This is a genomic window from Aquimarina callyspongiae, assembly GCF_034322225.1.
GTDB lineage: Bacteria > Bacteroidota > Bacteroidia > Flavobacteriales > Flavobacteriaceae > Aquimarina.
In genome coordinates this window covers 698,637-713,312 of sequence record NZ_JAXLPA010000001.1, presented here as the reverse complement: position 1 = coordinate 713,312, position 14,676 = coordinate 698,637, and the positions used below count along the sequence as shown (strand labels likewise).

Below are 14,676 nucleotides of genomic sequence, written 5' to 3'. Positions count from 1 at the left end.
ACTTATTAAATATAAGACTAATAATTCTTTTAACATATGAAAAAAATAATACTCATTTTAGTTACAATTTTATGTGCAATACAAATTACTATGGCGCAATGTGGTCCTGGAGAAGATACAGAAGCTCCTGCACCAATTTTGGAAAACGGTACTCTTGAAAGACCATTTACGAACCTGTTATCGTCTTATGTTGGAAGCGTTCCAAGTGGAACCTATTACTTTAAATTTAATGGCAGTACCTTTCAAGGGGTATTGGACAATGATACCGATGGAGGTGGTTGGTTGATGATTCTGAACTATGTACATCTGGCAGGAGATAACTCTGAGTTACAGGTACGCAATACAGATTTACCTTTGTTAGGCTCTTCCTCCTTAGGGGATAACGAATCTGGAACTTCCAATTGGGGACATCTGGGAAATCAGTTGGCAGCAACCTTGGATTTTGAAGAAATGAGATTTTACGGAGTAAGTACAGGACATGCCCGTGTCATTAATTTCAAAACCGATTATGCCAACGCTCTAAACTATATCAAAACAGGAAGTGGTTCTTTTAGCGGATTTGATACCCCTGCTAATTTTACGGCATTAGAAGAGCATTCAGCTAATATTCCAGAAGATACAGGGAGTTTCTTCAGTAATCAGGGAGATCTGGCATTGACAAGTTTCCCTTTTTACAAGCATAGTAATTTTCACTGGGGAATCCGTGGATTTGGAAGCCGTTGGGAAGTAGATGATTATGCACTTAATGCCGAAAGTACTATTCATAGGGTGTGGGTACGAGGAGACTTATCTCCAGCACCGCCTACAGCAAGTATTTCTATTACCCGTAACTTGGATGCCTCCGGAAACCTGACCATTGCCGCTACTGATTTTGGAGTAACATTTACTGATAATTGCGGGAATGTTAATCAGAGCGTAAGTCAAACAGATTTTACCTGTGCAAACCTTGGAACAAATATAGTTCAGCTAATCGGGACCGATGATCAAGGAAACAGTATCTCTGTAGATGTAACTCTTGTTATTGAGAATACTCCTCCGGTAATTACTACGGATTCTTCTACAATTACATTAACTCTTGATAGTATGAATCCTTCTGTTTCGATTACCCCAGCGGACCTGAATGCCAGTGCCGAAGATGAATGTGAGGTGCAAAGTTTTGAAATTACCAGTCAAACCGAGTTTACTTGTGCTGACATAGGATCTAATACTGTAATACTGACAGCTATTGATAACCTCGGGCAAACCAGTACGGCAGAGGTAACTCTTGTTATTGAGGATACTCCTCCGGTAATTACTACGGATCCTTCTATAATTATATTAAACCTGGATAGCATGAATCCTTCCGTTTCAATCAGCCCGGAAGATCTTAATGCAAGTGCCATAGATGACTGTGGATTGCAAAGTTTCGAAATTACAAGTCAGACAGAGTTTACCTGTGCAGATTTGGGGAGTCATACAGTAACGCTGACAGCTATTGATGACCTTGGGCAAACCACGACAGCAGAAGCAACTATTTTTATAAGGGATAATGAAAGCCCGGTCGCTATAGGAAAGGATATTACGGTACAGTTAGATGCTTCGGGATCGGTAACCATTTCAGGCACCGATGTAGATAATGGTTCTACAGATAATTGTAACCTGATCTACAGTGTGGACAAAGACACCTTTTATTGTGATGATATAGGAAGTAATATGGTGACTCTTACCGTTACGGATAATGATGATAATACGGATACAGCAGTAGTTACAGTAACGGTTGAGGATATTTTAGGACCTGTATTCAATCCATCAACCCTACCAGGTGATCAGGAAGTAGTTGCGAATAATGGAGATGTCTATATAGTAACAAACTTCACTGCTGAGGCAACAGCTATTGATAATTGTGAACCGAGAAAGAAGGCAACCAATATTACACAAAACCCTGTTGTCGGAACAGAACTTTCAATTGGAGACCACATTATTACACTGACAGCTAGTGATAATAACAACAATAATACTATCCATACTTTTACCCTGACTGTGTCCCCGGTATTATCGGTAAGAGATCTTCAATTCGAATCTCAATTACAAGTGTATCCTGTTCCGGTAAGGGAAATGGTTACTATTAGTTCTTCCCAAGAACTCATTGATAATATTGTATTAATAGACTTGAGTGGCAGGATTATCAAAAAGACAGATCAAAAAAGAGTGAATAACTATCAGATGAATACTGCTGATCTTGCTAGTGGAGTATATTTTCTAAAAATCACCTCTGGAAATAAAGAAGCAATCAAACGAATTACCAAGAATTAATATATACCCCATCTAATACCTGGTTAGTTAATCAACCGGGCTTGTACTTATGACAAGCCCGGTTTTATAAGTATTATCAAAATTGATTAAAACTATATAGATCTCTTTACACTTAAAAATGATAAATTAGTACTGTACAATTACTGTACAAATAGTAAATAAATTGGTTAATTATATAACTTTGCATCACTAAAACTTACTATATGAAGAATAATTACATACCCATTAAAGTTTTGATCTTCTTTTTCTTAGGTATAACCTCAATGATGGCGCAACAAAATAATGTGTCTTCTGGGGGAAATGCTACTGGTCCAAGTGGAACCTCCAGTTTTTCTGTTGGACAAACTTTTTATACAACTACACAAAATGCAAGTGGTTCATTATCGGAAGGTGTACAACAAGCTTTTGAAATTGAAACGTTAAGTAATCCAGAATTCGAATTGGTGCAGCTTAATGTTAGTACATATCCAAACCCTACTACAGATAGATTAATTCTTTCTTTGGATGAGATTGATATAACAAACACAAGTTTCGAAATTCATGACATTCACGGTAGATTAGTACTAAGTAAAGCTATCGATAGTAATACTAATGTTATCGAAATGGGAGCGTATGCTTCCGGAACTTACATCCTAACCATGAAAATGCAGAATACTGCTTTAAAAACCTTCAAAATCATAAAAAAATAAACCAATGAACAAAATATTTACTTTTTTAATGCTTGTATTTGCTGTAAGTGTTACAGCACAAAATTCATATAGAATCAACTATCAGGCTGTAGTAAGAGATGCAGGTAATATGGTTGTAGCAAATACTAATGTTGGAGTGCAAATCAACATTTTACAAACATCAGCGACTGGAACATCTGTTTATTCAGAAACTCAAAATGTGACAACTAATATTAATGGTCTTGCTGATATAGTTATCGGTAATGTTGCAGGATTTGATACTATTGATTGGTCTGCAGGTCCTTATTTTGTGAGCGTAGAAATAGATCCTGCAGGAGGAACCAATTATACTTTATCTACAGTTAATGAGCTTTTAAGTGTGCCCTATGCTTTACACTCAGCTACTGCAGATGTGGCTACCACTGCGGATTATAATTCTTTAACAAATCAACCAACTACAATTACTACAGAACAATCGGCTAAGATTGATTTTATTTCGGTAACATCTGCAGTAAACCTTGATCAACTGCAAACAGATGTAACTGCTAATAATGCCAAAGTAACATTCCCAGGGTTTGGAACAGTGCCAGGAACGGCATTAGAAGGAAATAATGTGATATGGACAGAATCTGCATCCAATGATATTTTTTATAATGCAGGTAACGTTGGGATAGGAGTTGATGAGTCTAGTAGTTTTAGTGGTTCTAAGCTACATGTAGGAGGCCCGATTTTATTTGACGGAACACCAGCAGCTACGGTTCCAGGAAGTTTATATTATGATAGTACGGGTAGCGGAAGTTTTCACTATATAGATAATACAAACACTGATGTAACTATCAACTCAGGAGGAGTTACTTATGCTGGTGGATTATGGAGTGTTGAGAATGGAGATGCAGTTATTAGTAATGATGTAATTATTCAAAATAGCTTGGGTGTTGGTTTAGATGTATCGGCTGGAGTTGATTTTGGATTTAATTCAATTCTTCTTGCCGAAAATAACCTGAGAATATTATTTGATGATAGCGATGATATTTCAGGCACGCTACCCGCTAATGACTGGCAAATAGAAATTAATGAAACTCGTAATGGAGGTACAAATCATTTTGCCATAGTAGATGTTACTGGAGGAACTACACCATTTAAAATTATGGCTGGAGCTCCTGAGAATTCTTTATTTGTAGCTTCTAATGGTAATGTTGGAATTGGAATCAATACTCCAACCAGTAAATTAGATGTTGTTGGGGCTATTAAAGCAGATTCTTTTGTGGGAGATGGTTCAGGGATTACAGGAATTGCTGCAGGTACAGGAGGTATCTCTAATGCAGGAGATACAACAATTGCAGCAGATAACGATGCTGATACCGTGGGAGAGATTGCTTTTCAAACGCAAAACACAACTAGGATGACGATTACTAATTCGGGTGCAATAGGTATTGGTACAACCTCACCTTCCGTGGCTTTAGAAGTCATTGGGGATGCCAAAGTAAACAATATGACTCTTAGCGGTAACGCTTCTGTTCAAACTATTGCAATCACACCTAATGCTGAAACATCAGCAGCTCCTTTTCCTACTACTTATGATGTAGCAGATAAAGGGTTTGTGACTCTTAATGGTCAAGCAGCCTCTACTATTCAGGCTTTTACAGGAGGAGTGACAGGACAATCAGTAACTATAACTGCGCTTACATCTGCTATTACATTTGAACACAATGCAGGAACAGGATCGCAAAACTTTCAGTTAGCAGGAAATGCTAATATTGTTCTTACTGCAAATGGAAGTTCGACATTTATATATGATGGGACCAATTGGTATTGTGTAGGACTTAACAACTAATAGTAAGATGAAAAAGATATTAATAATAATATGCTTGTTGATTAGTACGATAAGTTTATACGCACAGGCACCAGAAAAGTTTAGTTACCAGGCTATTATACGTAATGCATCTAATGAATTGGTTATCAATTCTAATGTATCTATACAACTTAGCATTATGGAAGGAAGTGTAACTGGTACTACTGTATATAGTGAGACTCACAGTTCGACAACTAATTTTGCAGGAGGAGTGAGTGTTTTAGTAGGAAGTGGATCTGTTATTTCGGGATCTTTAAATACCATAGATTGGGGAAGCAATACCTATTATATTAAAACCGAAACAGACCCTACAGGCGGTACTAATTATGATATTGTAGGCACAGCTCAATTACTTAGTACCTCCCTGGGAATAAACACAAACAGAACAGATCTTGCCTTAAGTGTGGATTATAACAATTTGACCAATACACCTGATATTATAACTACTCAACAAGCTGATAAATTAAATTTTTTAAGTATTACATCAGCAGCAGATTTAAATCAGATCACGACCAATGTAGCATCAAATACGGCTAAGGTTTCTTTTCCGGGATTTGGAACTACCGCAGGAACAGCATTTGATATCATATGGTCAAAAATAGGAGATCACGTATACTATGATACAGCAAAGGTAGGTATTGGTTTTACCGATGCGACTAGTTTTGGGAGTGCCGTTTTAGGAGTTAAGGATGGAATGATTTTAAGCAATACTAATGATGTGGTAAATAACATGACTCCTGCAGGTACTTTATTTTATGAAGGAAGTGCCAAAGGATTTATGTTTTACTATGATAATACCGGAGCCTTAAAATCTTTAGGGACTGGTGATATTACATTTAATACGAGAAGTAATGTATTTATAGAAGAGTCCATTGTAAAGAACCGAATCGCTATTGGAGATGATGTGACAACAGGCATGGATTTTGGAGAAAACGATATGGTTATATCAGATGATACTATTGGTATTTTGTTTAGAGATACTAGTACTTCTGCAAGTTTTCCTTTTAATGACTGGTCGATACAAATCAATGATATCGCTGATAATGGTGAAGATTACTTTGCAGTAAATGATATTGATGGGAGTAGAACACCCTTTAAAGTGATGGCTGGTGCTCCGGATAAAACTCTAGAAGTTAATAACAATGGAAATATTAACGTAGGTAATGTGGTTCCAACCGAAAAAATTGAAATAGCAGGTAATGTTACAGCGACTTCTTTTGTAGGTAGCGGTAAAGATCTTACCAATCTTACAGGAGCAGGTACGGCTGCTACTTCAAATACTGGAAGTACCACTATTGGTGCCGATAATGACGCAGATACTAATGGTAGTATTATTTTTGAAACTGAGCAAAATACTAAAATTAGAATTGAAAATAATGGATCTGTAAATAACGGAACAATAGATCCTTTAAACCTCTTAAATATCAATGGAGATGCAACATTTAATGCATTAACAACTCAAAATCTTATTGTTGGTAAATCTATTGTATCACCTGTAGTTACTGAAACAACGTTTTCATTTATAGCTAATTATGATCCAATAGGGAAGTCGATTGTTATTTTGAATAATGGTTCTAACATATTTTTAAATGTGTTTGATGGGGTAACAGGGCAGAAAATACATTTTATTAATATTCATCCGACAAATACCGTAACTATTTCTATAACGGGATTGATATCCCCTAGTACACCTGTATTAGGACAAAATGAAAGCATTAGTATGATCTTTAATGGAGCCGATTGGGTTGTTACTGATTTTGTAGCTGTTCCTTAGTTTGTAAAATGCTTAGTACTATTAAAAGTCCCTTTACTGATATATCAGTAAAGGGACTTTTAAATTGCAGCTTTTCATCTCTTTGAAGAGTGAAAAGTATCAGTAAATGATAATATCTCATATTTTTTTTTAGGTTAATACTGCTAACTTGTTGGAATATAAAAACCATCATGCGTTATTCAAAAAAAGAAGTTAGCCGAAGAAAGTTTATTCAAGGAATATCAATTGGTACTATAGGTGTTGGGTTAAATTATTCAGCATTATCAGCATCTTCTACTTCTTCATCAAATATTCTTTTTCCGAGTGTTTCTGAAACTATTGCAGGCAAGAATGTTCGAAGTCAATTTATGTTACAACCTGGTTTGAGTTATTTTAATACAGGAAGTCTTGGGCCTTCGCCTAAAAGAGTCTTTGATAAAGTATCTGAAATTACCAGAGAGTTAGAACTCAATCCTGTGGGAAATAATTGGGGGCCAATAGGTAATCAAGCCAATGAAGTAAGAAACCAGTTAGCAGATTATGTAAACGCAGATGCTGAAGAAATCATTCTCACTAGAAATACTACAGAAGGAATGAACCTTGTTGCCTCTGGATTATCGCTCAAGGAAGGGGATGAAATTATTACCTCTACTGATGAACATTATGGAGGCCAAGCAGGGTGGGAGTTTTTCGAAAAATATCATGGGGTAAAAATCCGAAGAGTCGAATTTCCGAAAGAGAATATAACAACTGATCAGGTAATTGGATTCATAAAAAAACAAATTACTTCTCGAACCCGAGTATGTAGCTTTATGGATGTTTCTACTATTACCGGAATGCGGATGCCATTTAAACAGCTTTCAGAAATCACTAAACCCAAAGGAATTCTTTTGGTGTGTGACGGGGCACAATCCGCAGGAATGCTTGAGGTTGATGTTCAAAAAATGGGAGTCGATGTTTTTGCTACCAGTGGTCATAAATGGATGTTAGGGCCAAAAGAAACAGGATTTTTATATATCAAAGAAGAAGTAAAAAGCAGAATTAAATCTATACAATTAGAATCTGGGTATAAAGCATATAATCATAATACAGGAACCAGAAATGTAGCCAATATATTAGGCCTTGGAGAAGCAATCAAAACGCAACAATCTTGGGGAGGTATTACTGTAATTGGAGAATATAATATAGCTCTGGCTAATCACTTAAGAGGTAAACTAAAAGTAATTAAACGATTGCAATTAATTACTCCAGATGAAAAGAATTTACAATCAGGGATCACTTCTTTATATGTACCAAATCAGGATGTTAAGGAGATTTTTGAACAGCTTAAACAAAAGAATATTGTTGTAAAAACATTGGGTAAAAGAAATATCTTACGATTCTCTACTCACATTTTTAATACCCAAGAAGAAGTCGATCATTTAGTAGAACAATTGTCTATTTTTATAAAGTAAAGAAAAATGAAATTAGTTGTTTTTTTTAGATGTTAGGATGAATGATTTATTATTGGAGTTGAATTGTATACTTCACAAATTAAAAAGGCGGAGATTTTATTAAAATCTCCGCCTTTTTAATATTCTCATATTGTTTATTATTTCTTAATTCCAGGTAGTCCTTCAGGTTTTTTAGTTTGCCAGAAAAAAGTTTCTGCTTTTTGCTGTTTTGGCCATACTTCATCCAGGTTATTGGCATTATATACTTTACCGTTTTTGATCACGTGTGTAAGTGTATTTGTATTTCTGAGGTTTTCTAAAGGGTTTTTTGCTAAGATCAGGATATCTGCCAGTTTCCCTTTTTCAAGGCTCCCCAGATCGTTGTCTAATCCTAGAGCTTCTGCACCAAGAGTGGTAGCCACTTTAAGCGCATCGTGGTTTTTCATTCCGCCGCTGGCTACTGCCCATAACTCCCAGTGAAAACCTAACCCTTGTAATTGTCCGTGACTTCCTATACCCGCCAGTCCATCAGCTTCTACAAGATCTTTCATAAATTCAGCGTGTTTTTTAAATACGTGTTCTTCATCCATAAACCATCCTGGTCTTCTTCTGGATTTTTGAGCCAGTTCTTCATAAGGCGTGAAATATTGTAATTTTTGATCACCCCATACATTTTCTCTTGAGTAAAAATAATTCTCTGCCCAAGGTCCACCGTACGATACTAATAGAGTAGGAGTCACCGCCATTTTTGAATCTGCTACAGTTTTGATCACATCTTTATAAATAGGATAAATAGGTAATGAATGCTCATGACCAGGATATCCATCTAATAATTGAGTCATATTAAGTTTGAAATCCAATCCACCTTCAGTAGTAGGCATTAATTTTAATTCTTTGGATGCCATCATTATCCATTGTCTTTGTTGGCGATTACCTACCAGGTACATTTTGATACTTTTGGTGTTATAATATTCACTATACTGTTTTAATACCTCTTTGGCGTGATCTAGACTTTCAATTTGATATTTCCAGAAACCAACTCCAGGGCCAGTGCTATACACTCTTGGACCATGAAGCATACCTGCTTCTACCATATCAGAATAAGTAAGCACATCGGTAGTAGCGGTTTGAGGATCCCTAGTGGTAGTTACACCATAAGCCAAGTTAGCAGAATACATCCATACCTGGTTTTTATGCACTCCCCAATTAGGCCACATATGTGCGTGGGTATCTACAAATCCAGGAACCAGGGTTTTTCCCGATACATCAATTGTTTTTGCGCCTTTTGGGATAGTCAAACTTCCTGATGCACCAATATTTTTGATACGGTTATTTTCAATAAGAATATCTCCATTTTCAATCACTTCATTACCATTCATAGTAATGATTCGACCACCTTTTAATAATAAAACACCTTTAGGAGTGTCCTTCTTATAATTGACTTTGATTTTAAATTCTTCGGCTTTGAATTTAGGATCCTTCTTTTCTTTGTCTTTATCTTCTTTGGTATCTGTTTTTACAGAATCGGATTTCTTTTCGGATTTCTTAAGCTCTTCTTCTTTTTTCTTGGCTGCAACTAAACTATCCTTAAATTTTTTTCCTTCGATCAAATCATACCTAAAATGACTTGCTCCCAATGACCAATGTACTTTTTTACTATCAGAAGACCAGAACGGGAATTCACCACCCATAATGGTGAGTTTCATAGCAGGAAAAGCTGCTCCTTCTGCTTTTGCTAAAGAGATGGTAGGTGTTTTTCCGTATCGAGGGATAGTAACCGTATAGATATCATTATTGATCAAGGCTAATGCCGTTTTTGCATCTGGAGAAATTCTAATTTCTGATGCCTTTGAAGCTTTACTCTTATCTCTCCACCCTTCTTCTGAAGCTGGTAAAGCTGCAGTCTGATTTGCGTGATCATGACCCACACCAAATACATCCTGAGATCCGTATGTTGTGATCCCGGTTAATTTAAGATGTTCTTTCTGATCAGAACCATCCCAACGGATAGAGATCAATCCTTTTTCAAAATGATTAAGATAAATACGATCGTCAACCTTGGTAAAATGAGGATACTGCCTTCCTTTAGCCTTATCGATCATATTAATGGGGCCTCCATTTGATGAGATCCATACAAGATCTTCTTGCGTACGACCAGAAAAAGGATCAATAGCATCATCATAGGTTTGCGCTGCTCCTCTATGAAATACAATACGATCAGATGAGTATGACCATGCTGGTTGTGTATAAATGCCAGATTCTTTTGTTAGTTGGACAGGATTAGGGCGTCCATCGATATTAATTTTATATAGATGACCACCACCACGTTTCCAGGTAGTGAATACTACAAATTTTCCATCTGGAGACCAGGTTGGTTGCGCTTCTGTAAAATTATTTTTTGTTAAACGTTTAGGAGTTCCATTAGGAAGTTCTTGAATATATAATCGATTTAAAGCGGTGAAAACTAATTTTGATCCATCAGGAGAAGGTTTAGCGTCTCGTATTTGAGTAACCAAGGCATTCTCGGTGTCTTTAATTGGATATTTGAAAGCTAATTGAGGCCCTAAATCCAATTTTACATCTACCTGAAACGGAATTTCAGTAGCTGTTTTGCTTTCTAGCGCGATTGAATATATTTTTCCTCCATAGGAAGCAATTAGGCTTTTACTATCTGGCGTAAATGACATACCTGGTAATACTCCTAATGGAGCAATGGATTCTTGTTCATCTCGCTGAACAGGATATGCTAACCAGCGTTCTTTGCCTGTTTTTAGGTTGCGCAATACTAAACCGGTTTCATCTTCAAATCGGGTACCATACACCAGCCAATTGCCATCATCAGAAAGTGTGGGAGTAAAAGCAGAACCATACCTGGATGTTATGACTGCCATATCACTATCTTCCATATCATAAGTACCAATTTGATATTGTGGCAATTGAGCATTATAATTCCAGGACCCTCTACGTTGAGAGAAATACAACAATTTACCATCTGCACTAAAAGCAGGATCTATGGCTTTTAATTCTTTTGGTTTATCTAATAATTGACTTCCGGAACCTCCATCTTTATGATAAATATGTAATTTGATATTTCTTCGTCCTTTACCACCTACAAGATATTCTCCGTCAGGAGTCCATTCTGCAGAAAAGAAATTATGCTTCTTTTCTTTAGTGATTTGTTTGTCTTCTTTGGTAGCAAGATCAAGTGTCCAGATATTATCAGATCCACTTTTATCTGAGATAAATACCAACGATTTACCATCAGGACTGTATCTGGGATGTACATCATATGCCATGCCACTAGTGATTTGTGTTGCTTTTCCACCATTTACAGGTATAGAATATATATCACCCATAAGATCAAAAACAATTGTTTTTCCGTCAGGGCTTACATCTAATGATATCCAGGTTCCTTTATCTGTAGTAAATTCTATAGTACGTTCTGGTTCTAGTGGAAGTTCTTTAGTAGCTTTTTTGAGCGTATCTTTTTCTTTTGTAGTGTCTTGAGAGAATGTTGTAAGTGTGCTTAAAAATAGGAATAGAAATATACTCCTGGTCATAATGTGAGTGTTCATTGATCGAGAATGTTGAATTAATGTGATAGGTAAATATAGATAATAAATCCATGAACCGCATCTATACTCAAAAAGGAACTTGATATACAGCTATAATTTAGAAGTTTCTTAACAATCTTATATGTGATATGATTAAAAACAATCAATAAAAAGATTGATAATAATCAATTGATTACTTGATCTATTGGGAATTTATAGTAATGGTTATGCCATAATTTTGAAACCAAATTGAAAAACTTAACACACAAATTCAACTAATTATGAGGTCATTAACTTTTAAAACTCTATCGGTATTAGCCATAGCAGTATTTTTAATCTCTTGTGAAAATGAGCAGATAGATAATACAGATCCCGATCAAAACATCAAAGATCAAATGGTTTTAGATTATTTAACCGGACGAACATCATCAGATTGTCATTTTGAATATGAAGGCTCTTCAGGACCAGATAATTGGTTTTCTCTATGTAATGGTGCCTGGTCTGATTGCGGAGGTAATGTACAATCTCCTATTAATATCGTAACTAATTCTACACTTGAGGATGATAGTATTAATAACATTAATACCAATTATGCTAAGAGTAGTACTGATATTTTTAATAACGGACATACTATACAATTTAATTATAACAGTGGTAGTTATGCTTCTCTTGGTAATATTGATTATAACCTTTTGCAGTTTCATTTTCATACAGGGAGTGAACATACCGTTGATGGATTGAGGTACCCTATGGAAATGCATCTGGTTCATCAGGACCCTACTACTGGTTTATTAGCTGTGGTAGGTATTTTCTTTACAGAAGGAAGAGAAAATGAAGCATTAGCACAATTTATGGATCATCTGCCAGAAAATGAAGATGATCATTATACAAGTAGTGAAGAATACGATATCAAAGATATTCTTCCGGATGAGTTAGATTTTTATACATATAATGGCTCTTTGACGACACCACCGTGTTCAGAAATTGTTAGTTGGTACGTGGTTAAGGCTCCAGTAGAGGCATCACATGAACAATTAGAAAGGTTTGAGCATATTATGCATGAAAATTTCAGACCTGTCCAAATACTTGATGGAAGAACCGTAAGAACTAATGATGATTAAAATTTAGATAATAAATTCTCTTTTTTAAACCTCTCAAATAATAGACTGTCCTTTAAATTAATAAGGATAGTCTTTTTATTACTTCTAAATCGAAGAGATAACAGAATGAATCCATAATTTAAAATAATAAGAGGTGCAAATCTGTGATCATAAGAAATAAACGATTTACACATTATTTCTTACACTTCATTCTTATTTTATGCTATTTCACATAAACTATCTTTAATGCTCAAGAATATTTTAAGAATTTTAAGAGTAATTCTATTTTTTTTAGTTTTAAAGATGATAAAAAATATTGAACTTGATTTAATAGAAACACAGAAGATGAATGGTGTGTTGTTGTTGCATTATTAATGGAGATCAAATATTGAGCATATAATGTAGTATTATACTTTAGGACTTTATTAACAGGTGTTAAAGCAAAAAGTACAACTAATTCATGGTTTTTAATTTATTGATAATTAATTTGTTACTACCAATTTTTGTAAATTAGATTAAATTTACCTCGTCATGATTAATACCCTATTCCCCTACAAACGGTATTCGTTTATAAATGAGACGGTACTGGACAGTCTTCCACAGGATTTTATTGACCAAATAGAAAAGAATAAAACTGTTTTGAATCTTAAGAAAGGACAGATACTTTTTCATGAAGGTTCTATCCCGACTGGAGTATATATAGTAAAGTCTGGAAAAGTGAAAAAATACTCAACAGGATTAAATGGTAAAGAGCATATTTTTTATTTAATAAAGGAAAATGGAATTCTGGGTCATCATAATTTGTTATGCGATGAGACCTATTCGCATTCAGCAGCTTGCCTTACAGATAGTATGTTTTATTTGATTTCAAAAGAAGTTTTTCTTTCAAGCATCCAGAACAATAATGAAATGTTGAATCGATTCTTGAATAATATCAGCCATGAATTTGGAGTGTTTATGAATAATTCCAAAATTTTAGCACAGCATAATGTTAGAGAAAGAACGGCGTTATGTATTATTAAACTTCAAGAATTCTTTCAAGAAGAGGGTTACATAAAATTGTCTAGAAAAGATCATAGTAACATTATAGGAACGTCAATAGAATCTCTGGTTAGAGTATTGCATGACTTTAAAGAAGAAAGATTAATTGAGGTTAGGGAAAATACTATTTATGTTACAGATACTAAGGGGTTAATAGATGCCGCTAATTTTATCTAGAATATATTTTGATTGAACTCATCTTGACTTTTTGTTTTTAACCGAAAATGAGTTGAAATTTGACCAGATGAAGCACTTTTTGCGAGTCATAGCAGAGCTACGAACAAAAAAAGTAATAAAATATGGTTAAAATTCAGCCATTTTTTAGGAAATAGAAAAAGTCAAAATGAGTTCATTATATAAATCCTCCAAAAAGTAAATGGCATAGAATAAATGCGATTACGGATAGTATGATCCCAAATAGAAATACATTAAATGATTTACGAATTAATTTAAATTTTGAATCTATTACCTTACCTAAATGAAAAGTATCTGTAGCGATGGTTTTATATAATTCATCTCCCTGATTCATTAGATTGATTAAACTATTTACATATTCGCTTTCTTCCATATCATTAAAATTGCCATAAAACATAAGGTTATTGGCTTCTCTATCACCGTGTTTTAATTCTGGACGTGTTGCTAGTACAGCATAAGTTATGGAGGCTAAATTGGTAAATAGCATTAATACTGTAGGATAAATTAAATGGGGATCTGTATCTAATTGATTGAGTACGGTTCCTAAAACAATAGAAAGGATTAATGCATTGATGGAGATCAGGATATTTGATTTTCTATCAATCATAGCATTAAGGGTATATTGATTTTTAGAAACCAATCTAAACAGAGTTTCTACACCTCTTTCTGGTCTTGGAGCAATCTTAGAAAGTTTCTTTTTTAAAGCTTTTAATTCATCTTTATTGATATTAAGCTCCTGACTAAGAATTTCATCTTTTAGCTTTTCTATCTTTTTATCGCTCATAACA

9 protein-coding genes are annotated in these 14,676 nt (G+C 34.9%); 7 read left to right on the top strand and 2 right to left on the bottom strand.

Going from position 1 to position 14,676, the window contains the following annotated elements:
- The first annotated feature begins 36 nt into the window (after positions 1-36).
- From U0D62_RS03045 to U0D62_RS03025, 5 genes are all read left to right on the top strand, one after another.
- Positions 37-2,292, top strand: a complete 2,256-nt coding sequence (locus tag U0D62_RS03045; protein ID WP_322193824.1) for a T9SS type A sorting domain-containing protein — start codon at positions 37-39, stop codon at positions 2,290-2,292.
- A 203-nt stretch (positions 2,293-2,495) separates the two neighbouring features.
- The gene (locus U0D62_RS03040; protein ID WP_322193823.1) at positions 2,496-2,981 is read left to right on the top strand and encodes a T9SS type A sorting domain-containing protein; all 486 of its coding nucleotides are present in this window, start codon (positions 2,496-2,498) and stop codon (positions 2,979-2,981) included.
- Between the two features lie 4 nt (positions 2,982-2,985).
- Positions 2,986-4,794, top strand: coding sequence for a hypothetical protein (locus U0D62_RS03035; protein WP_322193822.1), 1,809 nt, complete (start codon positions 2,986-2,988; stop codon positions 4,792-4,794).
- Positions 4,795-4,801: 7 nt separating this feature from the next.
- On the top strand, positions 4,802-6,586 hold the full coding sequence (locus tag U0D62_RS03030) for an autotransporter outer membrane beta-barrel domain-containing protein (protein WP_322193821.1): 1,785 nt from the start codon (positions 4,802-4,804) through the stop codon (positions 6,584-6,586).
- 170 nt (positions 6,587-6,756) lie between these two features.
- Complete coding sequence (locus U0D62_RS03025) at positions 6,757-8,019, top strand: aminotransferase class V-fold PLP-dependent enzyme (protein ID WP_322193820.1); 1,263 nt, start codon at positions 6,757-6,759, stop codon at positions 8,017-8,019.
- A 137-nt stretch (positions 8,020-8,156) separates the two neighbouring features.
- Here the strand turns inward: U0D62_RS03025 and U0D62_RS03020 are convergent, their stop codons facing one another.
- Entirely contained in the window at positions 8,157-11,573 is a 3,417-nt protein-coding gene (locus U0D62_RS03020) for an amidohydrolase family protein (RefSeq protein WP_322193819.1), read from the bottom strand.
- 260 nt (positions 11,574-11,833) lie between these two features.
- Between U0D62_RS03020 and U0D62_RS03015 the strand changes: the two genes are divergently transcribed.
- A complete protein-coding gene (locus tag U0D62_RS03015) occupies positions 11,834-12,673 on the top strand; it encodes a carbonic anhydrase (protein ID WP_322193818.1) in 840 nt (279 codons plus the stop codon).
- Between the two features lie 510 nt (positions 12,674-13,183).
- Positions 13,184-13,870: a Crp/Fnr family transcriptional regulator gene (locus tag U0D62_RS03010; protein WP_322193817.1), complete on the top strand. Its 687-nt coding sequence runs from the start codon at positions 13,184-13,186 to the stop codon at positions 13,868-13,870.
- A gap of 175 nt (positions 13,871-14,045) precedes the next feature.
- Here the strand turns inward: U0D62_RS03010 and U0D62_RS03005 are convergent, their stop codons facing one another.
- Entirely contained in the window at positions 14,046-14,672 is a 627-nt protein-coding gene (locus U0D62_RS03005; protein ID WP_322193815.1) for a Pycsar system effector family protein, read from the bottom strand.
- Positions 14,673-14,676: the final 4 nt, after the last annotated feature.

What these genes read in the sequence shown, in the direction of transcription:
- U0D62_RS03045 (WP_322193824.1), top strand. Translation starts at nt 37, where the DNA reads ATGAAAAAAATAATACTCATTTTAGTTACAATTTTATGTGCAATACAA.
- U0D62_RS03040 (WP_322193823.1), top strand. Translation starts at nt 2,496, where the DNA reads ATGAAGAATAATTACATACCCATTAAAGTTTTGATCTTCTTTTTCTTA.
- U0D62_RS03035 (WP_322193822.1), top strand. Translation starts at nt 2,986, where the DNA reads ATGAACAAAATATTTACTTTTTTAATGCTTGTATTTGCTGTAAGTGTT.
- U0D62_RS03030 (WP_322193821.1), top strand. Translation starts at nt 4,802, where the DNA reads ATGAAAAAGATATTAATAATAATATGCTTGTTGATTAGTACGATAAGT.
- U0D62_RS03025 (WP_322193820.1), top strand. Translation starts at nt 6,757, where the DNA reads ATGCGTTATTCAAAAAAAGAAGTTAGCCGAAGAAAGTTTATTCAAGGA.
- U0D62_RS03020 (WP_322193819.1), bottom strand. Translation starts at nt 11,573, where the DNA reads ATGAACACTCACATTATGACCAGGAGTATATTTCTATTCCTATTTTTA.
- U0D62_RS03015 (WP_322193818.1), top strand. Translation starts at nt 11,834, where the DNA reads ATGAGGTCATTAACTTTTAAAACTCTATCGGTATTAGCCATAGCAGTA.
- U0D62_RS03010 (WP_322193817.1), top strand. Translation starts at nt 13,184, where the DNA reads ATGATTAATACCCTATTCCCCTACAAACGGTATTCGTTTATAAATGAG.
- U0D62_RS03005 (WP_322193815.1), bottom strand. Translation starts at nt 14,672, where the DNA reads ATGAGCGATAAAAAGATAGAAAAGCTAAAAGATGAAATTCTTAGTCAG.